Source organism: Pantoea sp. E956-1 (assembly GCF_982223955.1).
In genome coordinates, this window is record NZ_CEUYZP010000013.1 from 42,154 (window position 1) to 64,705 (window position 22,552).

18 protein-coding genes are annotated in these 22,552 nt (G+C 54.5%); 11 read left to right on the plus strand and 7 right to left on the minus strand.

Annotated features, from left to right (window positions below; genetic code table 11):
* The first annotated feature begins 20 nt into the window (after window positions 1-20).
* The 3 genes from parS (at window position 21) to AC0T7J_RS22280 (ending at window position 2,134) form a co-directional block, all read left to right on the plus strand.
* Window positions 21-464, plus strand: a complete 444-nt coding sequence (gene parS / locus AC0T7J_RS22270; RefSeq protein ID WP_033760867.1) for a type II RES/Xre toxin-antitoxin system antitoxin — start codon at window positions 21-23, stop codon at window positions 462-464.
* Complete coding sequence (locus AC0T7J_RS22275) at window positions 461-931, plus strand: RES family NAD+ phosphorylase (RefSeq protein ID WP_473797164.1); 471 nt, start codon at window positions 461-463, stop codon at window positions 929-931. The genes parS and AC0T7J_RS22275 overlap by 4 nt, the downstream gene beginning before the upstream one ends.
* Before the next feature lie 171 nt (window positions 932-1,102).
* Window positions 1,103-2,134 (plus strand): AI-2E family transporter, encoded by a 1,032-nt coding sequence (locus AC0T7J_RS22280; protein ID WP_473797167.1) that lies wholly within the window; start codon window positions 1,103-1,105, stop codon window positions 2,132-2,134.
* Here the strand turns inward: AC0T7J_RS22280 and AC0T7J_RS22285 are convergent.
* Entirely contained in the window at window positions 2,123-4,852 is a 2,730-nt protein-coding gene (locus AC0T7J_RS22285; RefSeq protein WP_473797170.1) for a cation-transporting P-type ATPase, read from the minus strand. The genes AC0T7J_RS22280 and AC0T7J_RS22285 overlap by 12 nt on opposite strands.
* A gap of 514 nt (window positions 4,853-5,366) precedes the next feature.
* On the opposite strand from AC0T7J_RS22285, the gene AC0T7J_RS22290 reads away from it, so the two are divergent.
* From AC0T7J_RS22290 to AC0T7J_RS22300, 3 genes are read left to right on the plus strand one after another with little or no spacing between them, the layout of a single operon-like run.
* Window positions 5,367-6,455: an efflux RND transporter periplasmic adaptor subunit gene (locus AC0T7J_RS22290; RefSeq protein ID WP_473797173.1), complete on the plus strand. Its 1,089-nt coding sequence runs from the start codon at window positions 5,367-5,369 to the stop codon at window positions 6,453-6,455.
* The gene (locus AC0T7J_RS22295) at window positions 6,455-9,517 is read left to right on the plus strand and encodes an efflux RND transporter permease subunit (RefSeq protein ID WP_473797176.1); all 3,063 of its coding nucleotides are present in this window, start codon (window positions 6,455-6,457) and stop codon (window positions 9,515-9,517) included. The genes AC0T7J_RS22290 and AC0T7J_RS22295 overlap by 1 nt, the downstream gene beginning before the upstream one ends.
* On the plus strand, window positions 9,510-10,475 hold the full coding sequence (locus tag AC0T7J_RS22300) for an acyltransferase family protein (RefSeq protein ID WP_473797179.1): 966 nt from the start codon (window positions 9,510-9,512) through the stop codon (window positions 10,473-10,475). The genes AC0T7J_RS22295 and AC0T7J_RS22300 overlap by 8 nt, the downstream gene beginning before the upstream one ends.
* On the opposite strand, the gene AC0T7J_RS22305 is transcribed toward AC0T7J_RS22300, so the two are convergent.
* The 4 genes from AC0T7J_RS22305 to AC0T7J_RS22320 all read right to left on the minus strand — a co-directional run bounded on the left by AC0T7J_RS22305 (window position 10,461) and on the right by AC0T7J_RS22320 (window position 13,208).
* Complete coding sequence (locus AC0T7J_RS22305; protein ID WP_473797182.1) at window positions 10,461-11,153, minus strand: DJ-1/PfpI family protein; 693 nt, start codon at window positions 11,151-11,153, stop codon at window positions 10,461-10,463. The genes AC0T7J_RS22300 and AC0T7J_RS22305 overlap by 15 nt on opposite strands.
* Before the next feature lie 56 nt (window positions 11,154-11,209).
* A complete protein-coding gene (locus AC0T7J_RS22310; RefSeq protein ID WP_473797185.1) occupies window positions 11,210-12,112 on the minus strand; it encodes an alpha/beta hydrolase in 903 nt (300 codons plus the stop codon).
* Window positions 12,113-12,219: 107 nt separating this feature from the next.
* Window positions 12,220-12,543 carry an AzlD domain-containing protein gene (locus AC0T7J_RS22315; RefSeq protein WP_473797188.1) on the minus strand — a complete coding sequence of 108 codons (324 nt, stop codon included), beginning with the start codon at window positions 12,541-12,543 and terminating at the stop codon, window positions 12,220-12,222.
* The gene (locus AC0T7J_RS22320) at window positions 12,540-13,208 is read right to left on the minus strand and encodes an AzlC family ABC transporter permease (protein WP_473797389.1); all 669 of its coding nucleotides are present in this window, start codon (window positions 13,206-13,208) and stop codon (window positions 12,540-12,542) included. The genes AC0T7J_RS22315 and AC0T7J_RS22320 overlap by 4 nt, the downstream gene beginning before the upstream one ends.
* A 111-nt stretch (window positions 13,209-13,319) precedes the next feature.
* On the opposite strand from AC0T7J_RS22320, the gene AC0T7J_RS22325 reads away from it, so the two are divergent.
* Window positions 13,320-13,868, plus strand: coding sequence for a helix-turn-helix domain-containing protein (locus AC0T7J_RS22325; protein WP_473797190.1), 549 nt, complete (start codon window positions 13,320-13,322; stop codon window positions 13,866-13,868).
* On the opposite strand, the gene AC0T7J_RS22330 is transcribed toward AC0T7J_RS22325, so the two are convergent.
* The gene (locus AC0T7J_RS22330; RefSeq protein ID WP_473797193.1) at window positions 13,869-14,207 is read right to left on the minus strand and encodes an ASCH domain-containing protein; all 339 of its coding nucleotides are present in this window, start codon (window positions 14,205-14,207) and stop codon (window positions 13,869-13,871) included.
* 119 nt (window positions 14,208-14,326) lie between these two features.
* Here AC0T7J_RS22330 and zigA point away from each other — a divergent pair, with 119 nt between their 5' ends.
* Together zigA and AC0T7J_RS22340 are read left to right on the plus strand one after the other, a co-directional pair.
* A complete protein-coding gene (zigA, locus tag AC0T7J_RS22335; RefSeq protein ID WP_473797195.1) occupies window positions 14,327-15,556 on the plus strand; it encodes a zinc metallochaperone GTPase ZigA in 1,230 nt (409 codons plus the stop codon).
* A gap of 92 nt (window positions 15,557-15,648) precedes the next feature.
* The gene (locus tag AC0T7J_RS22340; RefSeq protein ID WP_473797198.1) at window positions 15,649-16,827 is read left to right on the plus strand and encodes an NAD(P)/FAD-dependent oxidoreductase; all 1,179 of its coding nucleotides are present in this window, start codon (window positions 15,649-15,651) and stop codon (window positions 16,825-16,827) included.
* A 2-nt stretch (window positions 16,828-16,829) separates the two neighbouring features.
* On the opposite strand, the gene AC0T7J_RS22345 is transcribed toward AC0T7J_RS22340, so the two are convergent.
* On the minus strand, window positions 16,830-18,200 hold the full coding sequence (locus AC0T7J_RS22345; RefSeq protein WP_473797201.1) for an aldehyde dehydrogenase family protein: 1,371 nt from the start codon (window positions 18,198-18,200) through the stop codon (window positions 16,830-16,832).
* A 459-nt stretch (window positions 18,201-18,659) separates the two neighbouring features.
* On the opposite strand from AC0T7J_RS22345, the gene AC0T7J_RS22350 reads away from it, so the two are divergent.
* Both AC0T7J_RS22350 and AC0T7J_RS22355 read left to right on the plus strand, forming a co-directional pair.
* On the plus strand, window positions 18,660-19,589 hold the full coding sequence (locus AC0T7J_RS22350) for a RepB family plasmid replication initiator protein (protein WP_010246820.1): 930 nt from the start codon (window positions 18,660-18,662) through the stop codon (window positions 19,587-19,589).
* A gap of 1,757 nt (window positions 19,590-21,346) precedes the next feature.
* Window positions 21,347-22,546 (plus strand): AAA family ATPase, encoded by a 1,200-nt coding sequence (locus tag AC0T7J_RS22355; RefSeq protein ID WP_010246822.1) that lies wholly within the window; start codon window positions 21,347-21,349, stop codon window positions 22,544-22,546.
* Window positions 22,547-22,552: the final 6 nt, after the last annotated feature.

Genomic DNA, 22,552 nt, shown 5'->3' on the forward strand with positions numbered 1-22,552 from the left:
TGACCAATTGGAGGTGACAGATGAAAACATTCAGCTTTTCTGCGAATAAAACCCGGCCGCCACGCTTATGGCAGGCCGCAGGCCTGAACAACGCTGATGGTGTCGCCCTGCTGGGCCAGATTAATGAAGGCCTTGATGGCAATGTAGCTCACCTGATCGTCAACTGGGCGAAGATTACACAAAATGACCTGCGTAAAATGTCCGGTATTCCCTCCACGACGTTCAGCCGCAGCGTAAAAGCGAAATTCAGCGCTGAACAAAGTGAACGACTGGTGCGTATTATCCGCGTTATTGATCGGGCGGTTGAACTGTTCGAAGGTGATAAGGATGAAGCGCAAAAATGGTTGAATGAGCCTAACAGGGCGCTGAGCTGGAAAATGCCCGCAGAACTGATGGCATCGGAAACCGGGGCTTACGAGGTTATGAAATTAATCACGCGCCTGGAGCACGGAGTTTACTCTTGAATCTCTACAGGCTGACCAAGACGAAGTATCTTTCGACAGCCTGGACGGGATTTGGCGCAAAAGAGGCGGGTGGCCGCTGGAACAGCATCGGCATCTCCATGGTTTATGTTTCTGAAACAGCTTCGCTGACTTTGCTGGAAACACTGGTCCATCTGCACTCAGCACACATCCTGGACGCATTCACACTACTGCGCATCGATGTTCCCGATGCGCTGATTCAGACCGCTGATATCACTGAGTTGCCTGCAAACTGGGCCGATGAAGACGCACCGGCAGAACTAGCTGACTATGGAGACGCCTGGTGCTCTGCCTGCGATGCGGTTGCGTTGCGTGTTCCCAGTGCCCTCTCTCCTGTAGAATATAACTATCTGTTAAATCCTGAACATCCCGATTTCTTCCGGATAGTTCAACAGGCTGAGGCCATTCCGTTCCGTTTTGATCGTCGGTTGAAACCGGATCGTAAATAAATTATCCGGATAGCTTTTGGTCGCGCATTCCTGCGTTGAACACGGGCCAGGAGCCGCCGATGATCGTCTCTTAAGCCCTGAGACAAGCCTTTCCCCCTCTGACCTGACGCAAAGCACTGAAGCTTAAGCCTCATCTATACTGCAGCTTATCTTTGCTGAAGGAGCCCAATCATGGGACTGAGCTGGTTTACCCTCTGGCCGCCACTGGCACGCGTGCTGTTTATCCTCGCCTGCCTGACCATTATTCTCACCGGCCTTTATCTGGCAGCACCGCTGATCAATCAGGTACTGCTGGCGATGTTACTGGCCATCATGCTTGATCCCCTGATCACCCGGCTGGAAAACAACCGCATACCGCGCATCTTCTCGTCACTGCTGGTGATTATGCTGATGCTGTTGATCATGGTGGTCACTATCCTCAAGTTAACCGTGTTGACGCCCGATTTAATGCAGCTCAGCCGCCAGGCGCCCGTGCTGCTGGCGGCCCGGCTTGAACAGCTGACGCTGGCCTTTGCCCGGCTTGATATCGGTATGACGCCCGACCAGTTGCTGACCTTTGTGGATGCGGGGGCAATAGTGCGCATCGTCACCGCGTTTCTGACGCAAATCCCTGGCGTCATCTCATGGTGGATTATGGTGTTCCTGATGCTGCTGTTTATGCTCTATGAGATGCCGCTGCTGAAAGCTGCTCTGCAACAGCGGGTAAAGGGAAAACATCAGGCCTATTATCTGGCGCTGCAGGAGGGAATTCAGAGCGTTATTGTGTATGCCAGAGTGAAAACGCTGACCAGTATTCTGGGCGGATTAATCGTGGGCGTCGGTGCGCATCTGATCGGGCTGAAGTTTGCCTTTTTCTGGGGCGTGCTGATGTTCATCTTTAATTACGTGCCGGTGCTTGGCTCCTTTCTGGCCGCCATTCCGCCGGTGATCCAGAGTTACATCATGTTCGATTTACAGATCGCGCTGGCGGTAGCAGGATTCTTTGTGGTGCTGAACCTCTGCCTGAGTTCGGTAATCGAACCACTGTTGATTGGTAAACGACTCAATCTGGCGCTGACCACGCAACTGCTGGCGTTTCTGTTCTGGCAGGCATTGCTGGGAATTACGGGCGGGATACTGGCTATTCCACTGACCTATCTGATTAAGAAGGTCCTGCTGGCGAGCTATCCGCAGCAGGACCCGGAGACAGAATTAACGCAGTGATGGCGTCTTCACCCGCCATGCGCGGGTGAGGCGTTTTTCGATCTCAACCACGATGAAGATCGCGATGCTGACAATCAGCGAAATCAGCCAGTAGTTGATCGGCAGTGGGCGCGTACCAAACAGCGTGTTCATTAATGGCACATAAATAATGATCGCCTGAAGGGCAATCAGTACCAGCGTCACCAGCCAGATACCGCGATTTTTCAGCAGACCGCGATCCAGTGAGAAGCCATCAGAGTTACGGCAGTTAAGCATATAAGCCCACTGCGCGGTGACCAGCATCTGCAGCAGCACAGTACGGATAAACTCGGCACTGTAGCCACGCGGTTGCAGCCAGGCTTCCAGCACAAAGGCACTGATTGAAATCAGCAGACCGACAAACACCACGCGCCAGATAGCGTAAGCGTCCATCACGTGCGCTTTAACATTGCGCGGTGGCCGGCGCATCGCATTGGCTTCAGCAGGCTCAAACGCCAGACCAAACGACAGCGTGGCGGACGTTGCCATGTTCATCCACAGAATTTGTACCGGGGTTAACGGCAGCAGATTGCCCATCAGAATCGCGATAATAATCAGCAAACCCTGCGCCAGGTTGGTGGGCATGATAAACAGGATGGTTTTCTTAAGGTTGTCGTAAACCCGACGTCCCTCTTTGACTGCCGCAGCGATGGTGGCAAAGTTATCGTCGGCCAGAATCATATCGGCCGCCTCTTTTGTCACCTCGGTGCCTTTAATACCCATCGCAATACCGACGTTGGCCTGTTTCAGCGCCGGAGCATCATTGACGCCGTCGCCGGTCATGCCGACGATCTCGCCGCTCGCTTCCAGCGCTTTCACCAGACGCAGTTTATGTTCCGGGCTGGTGCGGGCAAAAATGTCATAGGTTTTTGCCGCGTCGGCCAGTTCGGCGTCGCTCATGTGTTCAAGCTGGTAGCCAGTAATAGCAGCCTGGCTGTTGCCGATTCCCAGCATCTGACCAATCGCCATCGCGGTTTCCTGATGGTCGCCGGTGATCATTTTGACGCGAATGCCCGCTTTCTGGCACTCGTCAATCGCGGCAATCGCCTCGGGACGCGGGGGATCCATCATGCAGGCCAGACCCAGCAGCACCATGTCACTTTTCAGATCGGCATGATCCAGCGCGGTAACGGGTGCTGAGGTTTTCTTCCAGGCGGCAGCAACGGTGCGCAGCCCTTCGCTGGCGTAGGTAGTGATGGCAGCATCCCAGTACGCACGGTCTATTGGCTCTGCACCCTCCGGTGTTTGCTGCTGCTGGCATAGCGTCAGCAGCACGTCTGGCGCACCGGTCAGCAGCACATAAGATTCGCCGTTAGCAACACAGCTGACCGACATATATTTATAGAGGGAATCGAACGGCAGCTTGCTCACCACCTCAACGGGCTGAGGTGCCGTCTGGCCCTTCGCCGCCAGCACCTTCAGCGCACCTTCAGTCGGGCCGCCAACAATCGTCCAGTGCCCCTGATTTTCCTGACGCAGCTGGCTTTCATTACAGGTGTCTACCGCATGCAGGAACTGCTGAAACAGCGGATCCTGTGCCGCAGAAACGCCACTGGCCTCGCCCTGCTCAGCAACAATCTCCCCTTTAGGTTCGTAGCTGTTTCCGCTGACGCGCCAGCGACTCTTCGCCAGCACCACCGCTTTCACCGTCATCTCATTCATGGTGAGCGTGCCGGTTTTATCAGAGCAGATCACCGACATCGCACCCAGGGTTTCAACAGTCGGCAGCTTACGGATAATCGCCTGAGTACGCGCCATCGACTGCACACCCAGTGACAGGATGATAGAGATAATGGCAGGCAGACCTTCCGGAACCGCAGCAACCGCCAGGCTGATGACGGACAGCGACAGCTCGCCCAGTGGAATGTCACGCAGCAGATAGCCGAAGATAAACAGGGCGACCATCATCAGCAGGATGATGAAAAAGATCGCTTTACCGAGTTTGTCGATCTGCACCAGCAGCGGGGTTTTAACCTCTTTTATGCCGCTGATCATTTCGTTGATATGGCCCAGCTCAGTATCACCGCCGCTGGCGATCACCACGCCTGCAGCGGTGCCGGAACTGACGGTGGTGCCAGAAAAAGCCAGGTTGAGACGGTCGCCCAGCGATTTTTCACCGCTCAGCGTCTCGGTATTCTTCGACACCACCGTCGACTCCCCGGTGAGAATCGCCTCTTCAACCCGCAGATTATTGACCTCAAACAGGCGCAAATCAGCCGGAATTTTGTCGCCGGGGCGTAACATCACCACATCACCGACCACAATATCGCGCGTCGCGACTGTGACCTGTTTGCCGTCCCGCACCAGCATCGCTTCACTGGCGAGCATATTCTGAATACTTTTCAGAGACTTCTCGGCATTATTCTCCTGAATAAAGCCGATGAGGGCGTTGATGACGGCCACGCCGATAATGACAAAGGTATCGACCCAGTGCCCCATGATCGCGGTGATCACCGCCGCGGCCAGCAGAATATAGATCAGCACATCTTTAAAATGCGCGATGAATTTGAGCAGAGCCGATTTCTCAGCTTTTTGCGGAAGGGCATTGGGACCGTGTTTCTGCAGGCGTTCCTGCGCAGTGGCGGTGGATAATCCTGCTGATGAGCTCTGCAGGTCAGAGAATATCTCTGCCACACTACGCTGATACCAGGGGCGCTCAGATAAAGCTAACGCTTTATCCTGCTTATCATTATTTAGCATATATAAACCTCGTGCCATTTAGCGATGAATTAAAGGCGCAATTAAAAGACATGCATTTTGCAGGCAGCCCCTCCTGCAGGTAATGACCGATATCATATTTACGTAAGAAACGTCTGACGAATAACATAAAATGGCTAAATTAAATCTAACCTATATTATGAGAATGACAACGTTGTTTTTGTTTAGCTAAGGTTTAAGTATGCTGATGCAGTGTGCATCGGCTTATACTCAGGCTCGCAAAAGGAAACTCTGATGAAAAAACAGAGCATTATTGTGCTTTGCGGTTTCGTTATTCTCGCGGTCGCCGCAACGACTCTGGTGGGTTTACTGACCTGGCTGGTGGTCTCTCAGATCTCGGCGTAACCCGATTCAGGCGAAGCGGCCCTGCCGCTTCGTTAAACTAATATACCGTAGATTAAAAATAATTTTATCCCGGCCGCGATAAGCATAAGGGTTTATTACGCCTTAATGCTTATTAAACCGCTGTTTAAAAGCTGATGTTAAGGCGAACAAAATGATTAAACGCAAGGTTATCCTCATTTTGCTCTGTTGTTTTTTTATGACAGCGTGTGATGAAAAAAAAGAACCGGATGCTCCCCCGCCCCGCGTAATTAAAGTTTTCACCCTTGAGTCGGACATTGCTCAAAATATCCGGATATTTCCTGCGCGTATTCAGGCGGGTGATAATACCGATCTCGCGTTTAAACGGGCAGGCCAGCTGGTACAGCTTGATATTCGTGACGGAACGCCCGTAAAAGCGGGACAGCTTCTCGCTACCCTGAATGATGCAGATGCGAAACTACGGGTACGCGACCGCCAGACTGCACTGCAACTGGCGGAGCGACAATTTCAGCGCTTCAATACGCTGGCCCAGCGCAGCGCCGTTTCAAAGTCTGAAATGGATGTGCAGCGTGCTAATCGCGATGCCGCCGCGACTGCGCTGAAAATCGCACAGGAGGAGTTACAGTTTCTTAGCCTTCGCGCGCCGTTTGATGGCGTGATTGCAAGGGTACAGGCGCGTAATCATCAGGTTGTGGCCGCCGGACAGCCCATTGCGCTGCTGACCCGTGCCGATCTGCTCGACGTCATCTTTACGCTGCCCGAAACTCTCTTCACCAGCCTCGATATCCAGAATATTGACTATCAGCCTGAGGTGCAGTTTAACGCCCTGCCAGGCCGTTTTTTTACCGCCCAATACAAAGAGCACACCAGCCAGACCGATGCCGCCACGCTGACCTATCAGGTGGTGCTGACGATGCCGCGTCCGGCTGATCTCCCTGGCGTTGCCGGTCTCAGCGGCTCGGTGCGCGTTAAGCTGCATAACCTGCCGAATGCCCCTGCCCAGCCGCGGCTGGTCGTGCCTGCGGCAGCGGTATTTAATCCCGATCGCAGCCCCACCAATCAGCCGCACGTCTGGCTGGTTGAGCAGGATGGCGAGGCGCTGCGCATCAAAGATCGACCTGTCGAAGTGGGTCGTCTCACCGCCCAGGGCATTGAAATCATCAGTGGGCTTAAGCCGGGCGACCGTATCGTTGCCGCCGGTGTGAGTGAATTGCATGACGGTGAAGCAGTGCGCATCTGGCAGCGCGAGCGGGGGTTATAATGCGTATTCAGGAGCATTTTCTTGATAAACCCATTCGCATCTGGATGGTCATTCTGTTGCTGGGCGTGGGCGGCATTTATGCACTGCTCAACATTGGCCGCCTCGAAGATCCGCTGTTTACTATCAAGTCGGCGGTGATTGTCACACAGTATCCTGGCGCGTCCGCGCAGCAGGTCGAAGAAGAGGTGACACTGCCGCTGGAGAATGCGCTGCAGCGTCTGCCGTCGCTGGACAATGTTACGTCTATTTCAGGCAATGGCCTGTCGCAGATTACCGTTAATATTCATACCCGCTATCTGGCCGATCAGCTGCCACAAATCTGGGATGAGTTACGCCGTCGGGTCGGTGATGCGGCCCGGCAGTTCCCGCCAGGCGTTCAGGCTCCGCTGGTTAACGACGACTTCGGCGATGTATATGGCTACTTCTTCGTTATCCACGGTAAAGACTTTACGAACAGCGAATTGCGCAACTACGCCGATCAGCTGCGGCGCGATCTGGTGCTGGTGCCTGGCGTCGCTAAAGTTGCGATAGCGGGCGTCGAGCAGGAGGAGATCCGTATCGCTCTCTCCGCCAGCAAAATGACCGCCTATGGTATGACGCCGCAGCGCGTCGCCGATCTGCTGAGCCGGAATAACAGCGTTGCCAGTGCCGGAACGCTGCGGGTCGACAGCGAATCGATCCGTTTTCATCCCACCGGCGAACTGCAGACGCTTGACGATCTGGCTAACCTTCCGATTCTGCCTGCTGGCAGCCCGCAGAATGTACATCTGCGCGATATTGCCACCCTGACACGTGGTGTTACCGATAATCCGTCCAATATCTACTTTGCAGACGGTGAAGCGGCACTGGCTATCGGCATTTCGTTCGCGCCCGGTGTCAATGTAATTGATGTTGGCGATGCGCTGTCTGCACGAATGGCGCACTATCAGCAGGATACGCCCGCCGGTATCAGCCTGAAGGTGTTCTATAACCAGGCGCATGAGGTGAAACAGTCGGTTGATGGCTTTATCCTCAACTTCCTGATGGCGCTGGCGATTGTGGTGGGAACGCTGTTGCTGTTTATGGGTCTGCGCAGCGGCATGGTGATTGCCGCCTCGCTGGCGCTTAATGTGCTCGGCACACTCCTGATCATGTACCTGTTTAAACTTGAGCTGCAGCGGGTGTCACTGGGCGCGCTGATTATTTCGCTCAGCATGCTGGTGGATAATGCCATTGTGGTGGTCGAAGGGGTCAAAATTGATCATCAGCGCGGGCACCCTTTACAGCAGGCCATTGCCCGCATGGTACGGCGCACTGCCCTGCCGCTGCTGGGTGCTACGGTGATTGCGATTCTCGCCTTTGCGCCGATTGGTCTGTCGCAGGATTCGACCGGCGAATATTGTAAATCGCTGTTCCAGGTGCTGCTGATTTCACTGATGCTGAGCTGGATCACGGCGCTGACCTTAACGCCGGTGTTTATCAACTGGAGTGAAAAGCGCCGCAGCACGGCTCAGCCTGAGCAAACCGAGCCCTCCGCACCTTATCAGGGCATCGTCTTCCGGCTTTATCGTCAGGCGCTGGGCGGCCTGCTGCGTTTCCGCCTGACCACGCTGACGGTAATGGTGGCACTGCTGGCTCTGTCGCTGTATGGCTTTACCCTGGTGAAACAGAACTTTTTTCCCTCCTCCAGCACGCCGGTCTTTTTCACCGATCTCTGGCTGCCCTATGGCACCGATATTCATTACACCGCGAATACAGCGGCGGACATTGCCCGGTTCCTTAATCAGGATCCTGAGGTCGCAGCCACGGTAACGACGGTGGGCCAGGGCGCTCTTCGCTTTACCCTGACCTATGACGCGGCACGGCAGTACAGCAACTTCGCTCAGATTATGGTGCGGGTTAAGGATGCCCGACAGCTTGATGCGCTGGCGCTGAAAACCGAGGCGTATATTGAGCAGAACTTCCCACAGGTGAATCAGCGCATCAAACGTATCCAGTTTGGCAGCGCCAGTGACAGCGCCATTGCCCTGCGGGTGATCGGCCCCGATCCCGACGTACTGCGCCACATCGGCAGCCAGCTGGATGCCATTTTCCTGGCGGATGGCTCAACGTTCCCGGTGCGCAACGACTGGCAGGAGCGCAGCAAAGTGATCCGCCCGGTCTATTCGGCGCTGCGTGGTCAGGAACTGGGTATCGATAAGCGTGACATCGATCAGGCGCTGAGAATGAATTTCAGCGGTGACGCGGTGGGCATTTTCCGTGACGGTTCCCGGCTGATGCCGGTGATGCTCTATCCGGCTGATGAAGAGCGGCAGAGTGTCGATCACATCGAGAATATTCAGCTGTGGAGCGCCGCCCTGCAGCACGTTGTGCCACTGAGCAATGTGATTTCTGACTTCCGGCTGGAGTGGGAGAATCCGCTGATTATGCGCCGCGACCGCACGCGCGTGCTGACGGTGCAGACCGATCCCGATCCCGCCTCAGGATTAACTTCCGCGCAGGTGGTGGCGCGGGTTCAGCCACAGATCGACCAGCTTAAACTCCCGGCAGGCTACCGGCTTGAATGGGGAGGTGAACTGGAGAGTTCCCGTGAAGCGCAGAGTGGGCTGCTGAGTTCGCTGCCGGTGGGATTCCTGGCGATGTTCATCATTACCGTGCTGATGTTTAACTCGCTGCGCGACGCCGTCGCTATCTGGATCACCGTGCCGCTGGCGCTGATTGGCGTCACCTGTGGCTTTTTGTTCACCGGTATTCCGTTTGGCTTTATGGCGCTGATTGGGCTGTTGAGCCTGTCGGGCATGTTGATCCGTAACGGGATCGTGCTGATTGAGGAGATCAGGCTGTTCCGGCAGGAGAAATCGCTGCAGCTGGCGATTATTGATGCGGCGACCTCACGTCTGCGTCCTATTCTGCTGACCGCCTTCACCACGGTTCTGGGCCTGCTGCCGCTGCTGCGCGACGTCTTTTTCCAGAGCATGGCGGTGGTCATTATTTTTGGCCTCGGATTCGCGACAGTATTGACTCTGCTGGTGCTGCCGGTGATCTATCGTTGCTTCCATGGCCGGGAGGCGCACGGTGAATAAGAGCGGACTGGCAATGCTGAAGACGCTGGCCTGTATCACCGCCGTCTCGTTTTTCACGCTTTACCAGAGCTACGACAGCTACCATTACGACATCGATCTGACGCTGAACGTACTGAGCTTTGTTTCGACGATCGCCACGCCACTCTTTTTTCTGCTCAGCGGCTATATGGACGCCGGTGAGCGGCATACACCCGCGTGGCAGCTCGGCAAAATTCGCCGCATTCTGCTGATTTTTATCTTCTGGTTCAGCTTTTTCTGGTTTGCCGGGATGCACCATAAGGGCTATCTGATACAGCCGTGGTTTGTGATTGCGCTGATTGTGATTTACGTGTCGCATCCGCTGATTGACCGTCTCATTCAGCGGCCAGGGCTGATGGCATCCGGTATTTTTCTGCTGCTGGTGTTAGCCTTTGCTTATGACCTGCTCGCCAGCCTCTATCCGGGCCAGCGGGCTTTTTCGCTGCTCCCGCAATACCGTATCTGGACCTGGGTGCTCTATTACCTCACGGGTCGGCTGATGGCCGCGCCGCGCGTGATGCAGTTGCTGACATCACCCAGAGTGATAAAGATCAGCCTGCTGCTGCTGCCCGCGGTTTATCTCTTTACCTGGCTGTATGAGCGTCATTACTTTCTTGCGCGCTTTCTGGCCACCCATAATGATGTGGTGCTGACGGGCTCGCAGGTTTATCTGTTGGTGGTGCTGATTGTAATCAGCATTAACGCCATTCGCCTGCCGGAAAAAATCCAGTGGCTGACGCCGTTTCTGACGACCCTGGGTAAAACCATGACCGGCGTCTATATCCTGCACTATCTGATTTTTGGCCTGCTGGCGGCGGCAATCCGCATCCAGACGCTGGGTGATAAACTGCTGGTCATCGCCCTGACGTTAATCTTCTCAATGGCGCTGTCACTGCTGCTGTTGCGCATCCCCGGCGTCAGTAAGCTAATCAGCCTGTAGCCGCAGGGCGGCGCGCTCGGTGGCCGCACGGCGAGTGGCAAGAAACTCAGCCATTTTCGCCCGCGCCTGCTCCACTTCCTGTGGCGGTGCGGTATGCGGCGAACCGCTGGTAAACGGCGGTTCGGGATCATACTCCATCTGCAGCTGAACCGCTTTCGCAACTGCGTCACCCGCAATTTCTGCCACCAGCGTCAGGGCAAAATCGATGCCAGAGGTGACACCTGCGCCGCTGATACGATTGCGGTCGCGCACCACCCGCTGACTGACCGGCTCAGCGCCCAGCAGTGCCAGCTGGTCGACGGAACTCCAGTGCGAGGTCGCACGATATCCCTTTAGCAATCCGGCGGCACCCAGCACCAGCGAACCGGTACAGACTGACGTAACCCACTTCGCCTGATCGGCCTGCTGGCGAAGGAAATTTAGCGTGATGTCATCCGACATCAGGGCTATCTGTCCCGGCCCGCCAGGCACACAGATCACATCCAGTGGCGGGCAATCGGCAAACGTAGTGGTCGGCAATATCGACAGGCCGCGATCGGAACGCACCGGATGACGATCTTGCCAGATGAGATGGCATTCGAGACCAGGCGTGCGCGCAAACACCTCCCACGGGCCGGTTAAGTCGAGCTGAGTCACATCAGGGAACAGCAAAAGACCAATCTGTAGCGGACGATTCATGCGTGAACTCCGGGCAGATGATGAACCACCATCATGCCGCGATGCCTGGTCAGATATCAATCCCGGCTACCGGAAACTATCTCCAGCGTATCCACCAGCGATGAGGGTAATATCTGGCCGTGACTCTGACCGGGATAACGCGACAGAATCAGTCTGGCACCACTCGGGCGCAGGATGTCGGTAAGCGTACGCTCTTCCTGCTGAAGATCGTCAGCGTGGCCGGTTCGGCGTTCGGTGATGCCATCACCCTCCATCAGATAGAGTGACAGATGTTTAAGCGGGCCGGCGTCGGCGCGTCGGGCCAGGGTAAGAATGCGCTGCTGATTCCAGCTCAGCGAGGGAGCAGCCGAAAAGTAATGGCTGAACCAGGCGGCATGAAAGAAGGTATCCAGCACGAACAGTCCGCCGTAGGAGTGTCCCCAGAGCGCACGCCGCTGCGGATTGCTGGGCGCATGGCGCTCTGCCCACGGGACAATTGTGTTCAGCAGCAGCTGACGGAACTGATGGCTGCCTCCCCCTTTACGGCCCTGAGGCTGAATGACCAGAGTATCCGGCGCATCATTAGGTGGGGTGTAGTCGTAATTACGCGCCACCACATCAAAGGGCAAATGAGTGTCATAACCCACCGCTACCAGCACTGGCGGCGTGCCGCTGCTCAGCTTTTTCAGCAGAGGTTCTGTCAAATGGGCCATCGCCGCATTGCCATCCAGTAGCCAGAGCACCGGATAGCCGCCTGGCGGCGCATCGGTTTTGGGAATAGCAAGCCACACCCGATAGTGCCGTTCCCCATCCTGTGAGACAAACTTTTTACTCTGGAAGCGATACCAGGCGGAACCTGTGTCGGCGATGTTCTTGCCCAGCGGTCGCATGTCGGGTCGGGCAATGGCCGGAACAGCGGTTAAACCGACGGTCATTACGGCCAACAGCATCAGGAGGCAACAGGTACGGATAGTGTTCATTCAGCAATCCCTGCAATGTTATCGGGCTAATCACGCCTGAGAGCGTGCCATCCTGACAAATTTTCAGCGCGATAACATCCCCGCTTTTGCCGGGGTTAATGACATCTTCACGGCACGTCGAGAAAACGCAACAGCGCCGTCATCGCCGCCGCCCCCAGAATAATCATAATCAGCGGCGCCCGACGCCATGCCAGCAACAGGGCAAAACCCACACCCGCCATCCGTGCCACACCGGCAAAATGCTGGCCTTCAAACAGTGTGGTGGTGGCTGCTACTGCCAGCAGCAATATCGTGGCGGCGTCGGAGAGCATCTGCTGGGTGCGCTCGCTGATCGGCAGACGGTTTCCCAGCCTGACGCCTGCAAACCGCATCAGATACGTTCCGGCGGCCAGCAGGGCAATCCCGGCGATGATCATTCCCTGATGTGTCATTTGCGCGATCTCCATGTCAGCAGGCCCAGCAGTGAGAACAGCACCGGCATGCCCGCCGGAACCAGGGGGGTCGCCAGCAAGGAGAGCAGCGCGCCAACGGTCGCCGGGATCCGGGTACGTCGCTGGCGCAGCGCCGGGAAGATCAGGGCGATCAGGATGGCCGGAAACACCGCATCCAGTCCGATCACCGAAACATCAGGGATAAACTGCCCGATTGCCGCCCCGGTCATGACACTGACCGGCCAGATAAAACCGATACCGATACCGCACAGCCAGTAAGCACTGCGACGCTGAGCCAGCTGCGGCTGAGAGATACCAAACACCACACTTTCATCGTTCATGATGTGACAACCAAACCAGCCGGACGGCCCCTGTCCCACCAGATCTTTGACCGCAATGCCAAACGGCAGGTGACGCGCGTTCACCAGCAGGCCCGCGGCAGCGGCGGTAAACGGACTGCCGCCCCCGGCCACAATGCCGATAAACAGGAATTCCGACGCCCCCGCCAGCACCAGCGTTGACAGCGCCAGCGGCACCCAGAGCGGAAACCCATCGGCCGACGCCAGCGAGCCATAGGATAAACCAACAATTCCATCAGCCAGGCAGACCAGAAAAATCGCTTTGATCACCCCTTTGTCCAGCAACTGCATTTGCGGAAAAAGCATCATTCTGTCTCATAATGAACATATAATCCGATATAATGAACACCGCGACAGCGTTTTACAAGATGAACGTTATGTTCGATATAAAAAACACTCAGGTTATCAGGAGTACGTTTGAATACCCCTATCAGCATTATTGCCAATGCCTTAATACGTGAACGGCAGCGAGCCGGTCTTTCACTGGCTGAAGTGGCGCGCCGCGCAGGGATCGCCAAATCTACGCTGTCACAGCTGGAAGCGGGTAATGGCAATCCGGGCATTGAAACCCTGTGGTCGCTTTGCGTAACGCTGAACATTCCATTTTCACGTCTGCTGGAGCCGGATGCGCGTCGTCTGCAGGTGATTCGGCGTGGAGAGGGCCTGACGGTTACCGCCGATCTTGCCGATTATCAGGCCGTTTTGCTGGCCTCCTGCCCGCCCGGCGTTCGGCGTGATATCTATCTGCTGGAAGTTCAGCCCGGCAGCGAACGCATTTCACAGCCCCATATTCCCAATACCATTGAGCACATTATTATCGCGAAAGGACGTGCGCTGGTGGGCCCGGTCGACAGTGCGGTGGAGCTGGACGTGGGTGATTACATTACCTATCCGGGCGATGAGCTGCATATCCTTCGGGCGCTGGAAGCCGATACGATGGCGCTGCTGGTGATTGAGCACAGTTAATCACTGTTTAGTGAGCATCTGCAGGGTTTCTGCGGGCGTGAGGTAGGTGATTAGCTGCACCTCACTGCTCAGCCTGATCTCCGGATAGTGCTCACGCATCCCATCCAGCAGCACCGCATCAGGCCATTCCTCCTGTTTCCCCTGCGTCGCGGCGACTTCGCTTAAGCGCAGCGTGTCGACCTGCGTCACCCACACGATTACCGCGTCCGTTTCATCCTGCTGATTCACCAGTCTCAGCGGACCAGGGGTGATATCGCCCTCCTGCCAGCGAATCGTCGAGGTTTTCTCTCCGGACCTGACGGCTGGCATCAGACGCGGGACAAGCGTGAGTTGTTGCATTTCCACTCCCTTTTAAACCTTCTTTGATACCCGAAACAAAACCTCAAATCCGGGTTGAAAACAATCTTACTAATGTTATGTTATAACATATCTATAATCGCGTTCTTACAGGTAACACCATGACACTCTCTACTTTGACATCCGAAGATCCCCGTCTGCCGGTTGCCGTTCTCTCCGGCTTTCTCGGTGCCGGTAAAACTACCCTGCTTAATCATATTCTGAACAACCGCGAAGGGCGTCGGATCGCAGTGATCGTTAATGATATGTCTGAAATTAATATTGACGCTGCGCTGGTTCGCGATGGCGGCGCGCAGCTGTCGCGTACCGACGAAAAGCTGGTCGAAATGAGTAACGGCTGCATCTGCTGCACGTTGCGTGAAGATCTGCTGCTGGAGGTAAAACGGCTGGCTCAGGCCGGGCGTTTCGATCACCTGGTGATTGAGTCTACCGGCATTTCTGAACCGCTGCCGGTTGCTGAAACCTTTACGTTTGAAGATGAAGAAGGTGAAAGTCTGTCAGCTTACGCCCGGCTGGACAGCATGATTACCGTGGTTGATGGCTTCAACTTCCTGCGTGATTATCGTTCAGTCGATGATCTTCAGTCTCGCGGTGAGTCGCTGGGCGAGGAGGATGAGCGTTCAGTGGTTGATCTGCTGGTGGATCAGATTGAATTCTGCGATTTGCTGGTACTGAACAAAACGGATCTGCTCAGCCAGACGCAATTGCATGAACTGCAGGGCATTCTGCATGCGCTTAATCCGCATGCACTCATTGTGAAAAGCGAATTTGGCAAGGTTCCGCTGGACTGCCTGCTGAATACCGGTCGGTTTGATTTCGACCGGGCAGCGCAGGCACCCGGCTGGCTTCAGACCCTGCGCGGTGAGCATCAGCCGGAATCGGAGGAGTATGGCATTCGCAATTTTGTCTATCGCGCCCGCCGTCCGTTCCATCCGCAGCGTTTCTGGCAAGTAGTCAATCACCAGCTTGATGGGGTTCTCCGATCTAAAGGCTACTTCTGGCTGGCCAGCCGGCCCGATTATGCCGCGATGTGGTCGCAGGCGGGCGCGGTGGCGCGTCAGGGTTATGCTGGTCGCTGGTGGGTCAGCGTGCCGCGTACGGAATGGCCACAGGATGCGGATTCGCTTAACTTCATCGTTGAGCAGTGGCAGGAAGGCACCGGCGATGCGCGGCAGGAGCTGGTCTTTATCGGCATTGAGATGGACGAGAAGAGCGTCCGTGCCGCACTGGATAATGCACTGCTGACACCCCAGGAGATGGCTGCAGGCCCTGAGCACTGGATCACGCTAGCCGATCCGGTGCCCGCGTGGTTCGAGGAAACCACTGCCTGACGCTGTAGTTGACGTACTTCTTTGACTTCGCAATAGTAACCGAACCGGCGGGTAGCAGTTTTCCATAAATCCCTGTTCAGGAGAGACCAGATATGCCACAACGTATTGCCGTAATCGGTGCAGGCGTGCTGGGTTTAGCCGTCGCGCAGTCATTATCGCGACGGGGCGCAGAGGTCACCGTCTTCGATAAAAACTATCCTGGCAGCGGCACCAGCCAGATCAGCTATGCCTGGGTCAATGCCAACGGCAAAGAACCCACCAGCTACCATGATCTTAATGCCCATGCGATAGACGAGCATAAGTGCTGGCAGGCCAGCCATCCTGCATCGCCCCGATGGCTGCTGGAAACCGGCACGCTGGAGTGGGCGGCCGATGAATCATCCCTGCGTCAGCTGGCGCAGCGCGCAGCAAAGCTCACAACGCTCGATTACCCCGTTGAGAAACGTAGCCGCGCCGCGCTTCTAAGTGCTCTGCCCGAGTTGCGGCTCGATCCCCGCATTCAGCATGCATGGTCTTTCCCGTCGGAGTGTCTGCTTTATCCGAGCCTGTTTATCGCCTCTCTGCTGGCTGACCTGCGTGCCAGTGGCGGGCAGCTGGTCTGCAACAATGAAGTGACGACGCTGACTGAATCGGCGCAGGATGTCCATCTTACGCTGGCCAGTGGGGATGAATGGCGCGGCGATCAGCTGGTGCTGGCTACCGGCCGCTGGGCGCCGGAACTGATAAGTCAGTGCGGGCTTGAACTGGCGATGACCGATGCGAACCGCGCCGATCCTGTTGCCTGCAGTTTTCTGGCGCAGACCCAGCCTCTGCCGATCCCACTTAAATGCAATCTGATCACCCCGGAACTGAATGTGCGGCCGGATGGCGGTGGCCGTCTGATGCTGCAGGCGCTGGATCTGGATCAGCACGCCGATCCGGCACGCCCGGTCTCACCGGATGGACTGATTGGCAAAGAGATGCTGCGCCGATTGCGGCGGCTTTTTACAAACGCGGAAGGCGCGAGAATTGAGCGGATTGAAACAGGACAGCGGTCGCGTCCGTCAGATGGCTTGCCGGCATTAGGCTACATCAGCGAGTCAGCACGCGTTTATCTGATGGTCAGCCATAGCGGCATGACCCTTGCCCCGTTGCTGGGCAGGCTGGTGGCTGAGGAGATGCTGAGCGGCACAGGCTCACCAATGCTGAGTGCGTTTGCACCGCATCGGTTGCTGCGTCCGCTCAGTGCGGTCGCTAAAACAGCGCCCGCTTATCTTCCGTCGGCACAGTAACACTAGCGACGATTCTTCCACACGGTCTGCACGTTGCAGAATTCGTGCACACCAAAGTGCGAAAGCTCACGGCCGTAACCGCTTTTCTTCACACCACCAATGGTAACGCGCGGATCGGACGCGCCGTTGCCATTAATAAACACAGCACCCACTTCCAGCTGCAGCGCCAGCCGATCGGCAATCTCTTCATTACCGCTCCAGACGGTGGCGCTGAGGCCAAATTCGCTGTCGTTGGCGATCTCCAGCGCATGTTGTGGATCCCTGGCAACCGCAATAGCGGCTACCGGGCCAAACAGCTCCTGCCTGAACGCGGTCATGTCGCTGGTGACATCAGCCAGGATGGTCGGCGCGTAGTAGTTACCCTGCCCTGCCACTTTCTCGCCGCCCAGTACCAGACGTGCACCTTCACGCAGCGTGGCTTTTACCTGTCCATCCAGTTCGTCACGCAGATCGGCGCGTGCCATCGGGCCCAGGAAGGTGTTTTCATCCAGCGGATCGCCCATGCTGAGCGCCTGAACCGCGGCAGTGAAGCGTTTTTCAAATTCCTGAGCGATCGGAGCTTCCACAATAAAGCGTTTGGCAGCCATACAAACCTGCCCGGTATTCTGGAAACGTCCAATAACTGCTGATTTAACCGCTTCATCAAGATCGGCATCCGCCAGCACGATAAAGGGATCGGATCCACCCAGCTCCAGCACGGTTTTCTTGAGTGCTGCGCCCGCCTGTGCAGCGATCGCGGCGCCAGCCCGGACACTTCCGGTAACGGCAACAGCAGCAATGCGGTCATCTTTGATGGCGACGGAGACTCCATCGTTATCGACGTTGATCAGGTTAAAGCCGCCAGCAGGCAGATCGGTTGCCCTGAACAGCTCAGCCATCAGTGTGGCGCTTCCCATGACGTTAGGCGCGTGTTTGAGCAGATAGGTGTTGCCTGCCAGCAACATACTCACTGCGCCCCGCAGAACCTGCCACAGAGGGAAATTCCATGGCATCACAGCCAGGATCACCCCGATGGGCCGGAATCGCTGCCATGCATCGGCAATTTGAGTAGGCTGATCGGCCAGCATTGCAGGGCCATGTTCCGCATACCAGTCGCATAAGTTAGCGCATTTCAGAACTTCAGCGCGTGCCTGTGCAATGGGTTTACCCATCTCCAGGGTGATCATGCGGGCAAGATCCTGCTCACGCAGACGGATCTGTTCGCCAAGCTGACGCAATACGTGAACGCGGTCCGACATGGTGCTGCGTTTCCATGCTGCAAAAGCAGATGCGCTTTCAGTCAGTGTCTGTTCCAGCTCTGCACTGTTCTGCAAAGGATAGCGTGCCAGAATTTCACCAGTTGTGGGGTTCCGTGATAGGGCATGTTCAGTCATAGTGCCGTTTTCCTCAATCTGTCAGTGATGGAGAGACGATACTCGCTGTAGTTAATGATGAAAAATGAATAATAGTGAGGAAGTTGTTTATTTATTGAGAATGAAAGCTGCTGTAGCTGATTAGCCTGTCATGCAGTGGGCAGATTGCGGGCCAGTTTTTGCTGATGGTCAGCACGTCTTAAAATGATGTCACGACTTAAGTTTTCCACTTATACAGTGACCAGATCCTAATAAACGATCCTTAATAGATCATAGAGAGATCCTAAGAGATCCCCGATCGTCGCAGGCCGCACCCCACAAGGGCTGAAAGGGTGATCGCGTTCACTATAATCAGTAAAGTGTTCACTGTAATCAGTACTTTATTCACTGTACCAGGTAGAATGTTCACTGTAAACAGTGCTAATGTTCACTGTAGTCAGAAAACGATCCCTTTCATCCACAGAATGAAGATCTTACGCCATGGCAGATAAAGACAACGAAAACAAAGCGTTACTAGAACCTTTTCTGTCAGTGACCAAAAACAGTGGTGAAGTTATTCAGCTTCATCCCAACAAGAATAACACTGTCCAGCCTGTCGCATTAATGCGTCTCGGACTGTTCGTGCCGACGCTGAAATCAACCGCTCGTGGAAAATCCGGTGCGATGGCATCAACAGATGCGACGAAAGAGTTGAAGAACCTGACGCTGGTAAAAGCGGAAGGCTACGAAAAGATTACCATTACCGGCGCGCGGCTGGATATGGACAACGATTTCAAAACCTGGGCCGGCATTATTCAATCTTTTTCCCGCTATCCGACCAAAGGCGATACGGTCACCCTGCCGTTTATCGATTTTGTGAAGATGTGTGGCATTCCCTCTGCCAACTCTTCAGCCGCCCTGCGTAAGCGTCTTGATGCCTCTCTGCGCCGCATAGCGACCAATACGCTCTCCTTTGAAGGTAACGGTAAGGCCTATCATACCCACCTTGTTCAGTCTGCGTACTACGACCGCGAAAAAGATATTGTGCGCATACAGGCTGACCCGAAACTGTTTGAACTCTACAACTTCGACCATAAGGTGCTGCTCCAGCTCCGTGCAATCTCTCGCCTTAAGCGTAAAGAGTCTGCACAGGCGCTCTACACCTTCCTGGAGAGCCTGCCGACCAATCCTGCACCTATCTCGCTTGCGCGCCTGCGTATGCGCCTGAATCTCGGCTCTAAGACCACTACGCAGAACCATGTCGTGCGGCGCGCAATGGAGCAGCTGAAAGAGATCGGTTATCTGGATTACTCAGAAGTGAAGCGTGGCCGCTCAGTCTTTTTTATTATCCACAGCCGTACGCCTAAGCTCGATGGCATCAGTAATCTGGAGAGCATCGATTCGCTGGATGAGATTGAGTTTGATGATTGATCCCTCACGTTCACTGTAATCAGTATTCCTGCGTGGCAGTGTCACTTTCTGCGTTGCCGGTGACATTGCGCCATCTACACTTCGTTCACTGTAATCAGTACTCTCCAGGCATTCACTGTGATCAGTAATGTTCACTGTAATCAGTATCCGGGCCGCTGCGCAAAAGTGTGTTCAGACTCTCCTCCCCTTAAATTCTTCTGATAACAAGACCCTTCAGGTAAGTTAGTACTTACTCTCATACCGGTTAGCACTCACTTTTACCGGGTTTACTGATTACAGTGAATGCCCTGAATCCGGTTGGCTAAGTACCTTTCTGCTGATTACAGTGAATCCTTTTTACTGACTATAGTGAATGCCTTTGCTCTGCTTTGTTGTGAAAGAGCATTACCGGCTGACCAGCAATCCAGGGTTGGATGCGCTTTACCGTGATGGGTCTGTTCACCGTGTATCACATGATACGTATTACTCAAGTGAGCTGAATTACCTTAGAGACCAGAGTGACACTGTTACTGATTACAGTGAATGTTTGCAGATGGGCACTATCCTCGCCTCACCATGGTGCCTCTTTTTAAGGCTTTCCGAATCACTCCTGATTACAGTGAACGTTATTGCCAGATGCTCGTTCTGAGGCGTGCCATTACCGCCATTACTGCCATTACTGCCATTACTGCCATTACTGCCATGGCAGCATGCTGATGTGCTACTCATTACAGTGAACGTTCTGCTGATTACAGTGAATGTTTTCTGCGATGTACCTGAAGGCATCGTGCACTCTACTGATTACAGTGAACGTTAAAGTGAAACTGAGACTGCTGACGGTTTTGCGGATGTATACGAGGCTGGTGCATGACTGCCTGAGGGGCTCCAGAAGAAAGAAGCCGTTGCTCGTTCGGTCTGAGTCTTTCACGGCCACGTCGGCACACTCTGATCCAGAACAGAATCGCCTCTTTCTATGGACTACTGACTACAGTGAATGATTGTGTAGTTGTTCTCCTTCTCATCCCCCTTCTGCGTGTGATGTTACTGACTATAGTGAATGTTTACGGCTTTCCGGATTTACTGATTACAGTGAACGTTTATGGGCTGTACGCTTCTGTACCGCAGACCAGAGCTGATTGTTACATTGCCGGTGTATATTCCCTTTTCAGATTTCGATGCTTTTATAATCCGCTGTGGATTTTTCAACCCATCTTTACTGACTACAGTGAACGTTTACGCTCCCCTGCTCTCTCTTCTGACCTCTGATCGGCAAGTTTACTGATTACAGTGAACGTTGCTCTTCACAGTGCTGAAAACGTAAAACGCTACCGACTATAGTGAATGTTGAAGTGATGCTGTGGCAAAAATCAGCACAGCAACCTGCAACCACTAACTGAAAATCCGTTTATCAATGTGTCCCTGGCTCTTCCGCCTGCTTCATAAGGCCACAGGCTGGGAAACAAGCCTTACTGAATACAGTGAACGGTTCATCTCTCCAGGACTGCGTCCTGAGTTCGTCTCTTTCCCGCACACTGTACCCGGTTTGTCTGATGATTTTTTAAACCCGTTTGCTTACTACAGTGAATGTTTTACTGATTACAGTGAATGCTGACCGCAATTCACCTGCAAAATATATTCGGTAAGACGAAAAAATGTGATGAAGCTCACCACAACCCGTGCAGTTACATAAAAACGGAGATTATGTTGAGAAGATAATTTATTGCCTCACGTGCAGGATTTCTGTATAAAGTCATAAATCCTACATGTTTGGAGCAACTATGGCTAATGATGACAAGCAGGTGATGAAGGTTGCGCAGCGTTCAGAACGCATGCTGCTCAGCCTCACCGAGCAAATCCAGGCGCAAAAGCAGGAACTGCATGAAAATACCTACTATCAGGTCTATGCCAAAGCGGCGCTGGCAAAGTTGCCCAAACTGACCCGAGCCAGTGTGGATTATGCAGTCAATGAGATGGAAGAGAGCGGTTATCAATTTGATAAACGCGCGGCCGGTTCTTCCGTTAAATATGCCATGTCTATTCAGAACATTATCGATATCTATCATCATCGTGGCGTGCCGAAGTATCGTGATCGCCACAGTGACGCTTACACCCTGTTTGTTGGTAATCTGAAAGGCGGCGTCTCCAAAACGGTTTCAACCGTCTCTCTGGCACATGCGCTGCGTGCCCATCCCCATCTGCTTTTTGAAGATCTGCGCATCCTGGTTATCGACCTTGATCCACAGTCCTCTGCAACCATGTTTCTGAACCACGAGCGCTCCGTCGGGCTGGTGGAAGCGACTGCCGCGCAGGCAATGCTGCAGAATGTCTCCCGTGATGAGCTGGTCAACGAGTTTATTGTTCCGTCGATCATTCCGGGTGTGGATGTACTGCCTGCCTCGATTGATGACGCCTTTATCGCCTCAAGCTGGGATCAGCTTTGTGCTGAGCATCTGCCACAACAGAATGTTCATGCCGTGTTGTACGACAACGTTATTGCCAAACTGAAAAAAGATTATGACTTTATCTTTATCGACAGCGGCCCGCATCTTGATGCTTTCCTGAAGAATGCGATTGCAGCGTCAGATCTGTTGATGACTCCGGTGCCACCGGCTCAGGTAGACTTTCACTCGACACTAAAATACCTGACACGTCTTCCGGAACTGATTGCGATTATCGAAGACTCCGGCGCGACCTGTCGGCTGCAGGGCAATATTGGCTTCATGTCGAAGCTCTCCAATAAAGCAGACCACAAACTCTGTCATAGCCTGGCAAAAGAGATTTTTGGTGGCGACATGCTTGATGCTGCCCTTCCCCGCCTGGATGGTTTTGAACGTTGTGGCGAATCCTTTGATACGGTTATCTCCGCCAATCCTTCGACTTACGTCGGCAGCAGCGAAGCGTTGAAGAATGCACGATCCGCCGCAGAAGACTTTGCAAAAGCCGTCTTCGACCGTATCGAATTTATTCGCCTGAACTGAGGTTTG

Coding starts and splice junctions, on each gene's coding strand:
- AC0T7J_RS22355 (WP_010246822.1), top strand. CDS start 21,347: ATGGCTAATGATGACAAGCAGGTGATGAAGGTTGCGCAGCGTTCAGAA.
- AC0T7J_RS22315 (WP_473797188.1), bottom strand. CDS start 12,543: ATGACACATCAGGGAATGATCATCGCCGGGATTGCCCTGCTGGCCGCC.
- AC0T7J_RS22295 (WP_473797176.1), top strand. CDS start 6,455: ATGCGTATTCAGGAGCATTTTCTTGATAAACCCATTCGCATCTGGATG.
- parS (WP_033760867.1), top strand. CDS start 21: ATGAAAACATTCAGCTTTTCTGCGAATAAAACCCGGCCGCCACGCTTA.
- AC0T7J_RS22340 (WP_473797198.1), top strand. CDS start 15,649: ATGCCACAACGTATTGCCGTAATCGGTGCAGGCGTGCTGGGTTTAGCC.
- AC0T7J_RS22285 (WP_473797170.1), bottom strand. CDS start 4,852: ATGCTAAATAATGATAAGCAGGATAAAGCGTTAGCTTTATCTGAGCGC.
- zigA (WP_473797195.1), top strand. CDS start 14,327: ATGACACTCTCTACTTTGACATCCGAAGATCCCCGTCTGCCGGTTGCC.
- AC0T7J_RS22310 (WP_473797185.1), bottom strand. CDS start 12,112: ATGAACACTATCCGTACCTGTTGCCTCCTGATGCTGTTGGCCGTAATG.
- AC0T7J_RS22320 (WP_473797389.1), bottom strand. CDS start 13,208: ATGCTTTTTCCGCAAATGCAGTTGCTGGACAAAGGGGTGATCAAAGCG.
- AC0T7J_RS22290 (WP_473797173.1), top strand. CDS start 5,367: ATGATTAAACGCAAGGTTATCCTCATTTTGCTCTGTTGTTTTTTTATG.
- AC0T7J_RS22330 (WP_473797193.1), bottom strand. CDS start 14,207: ATGCAACAACTCACGCTTGTCCCGCGTCTGATGCCAGCCGTCAGGTCC.
- AC0T7J_RS22350 (WP_010246820.1), top strand. CDS start 18,660: ATGGCAGATAAAGACAACGAAAACAAAGCGTTACTAGAACCTTTTCTG.
- AC0T7J_RS22280 (WP_473797167.1), top strand. CDS start 1,103: ATGGGACTGAGCTGGTTTACCCTCTGGCCGCCACTGGCACGCGTGCTG.
- AC0T7J_RS22345 (WP_473797201.1), bottom strand. CDS start 18,200: ATGACTGAACATGCCCTATCACGGAACCCCACAACTGGTGAAATTCTG.
- AC0T7J_RS22305 (WP_473797182.1), bottom strand. CDS start 11,153: ATGAATCGTCCGCTACAGATTGGTCTTTTGCTGTTCCCTGATGTGACT.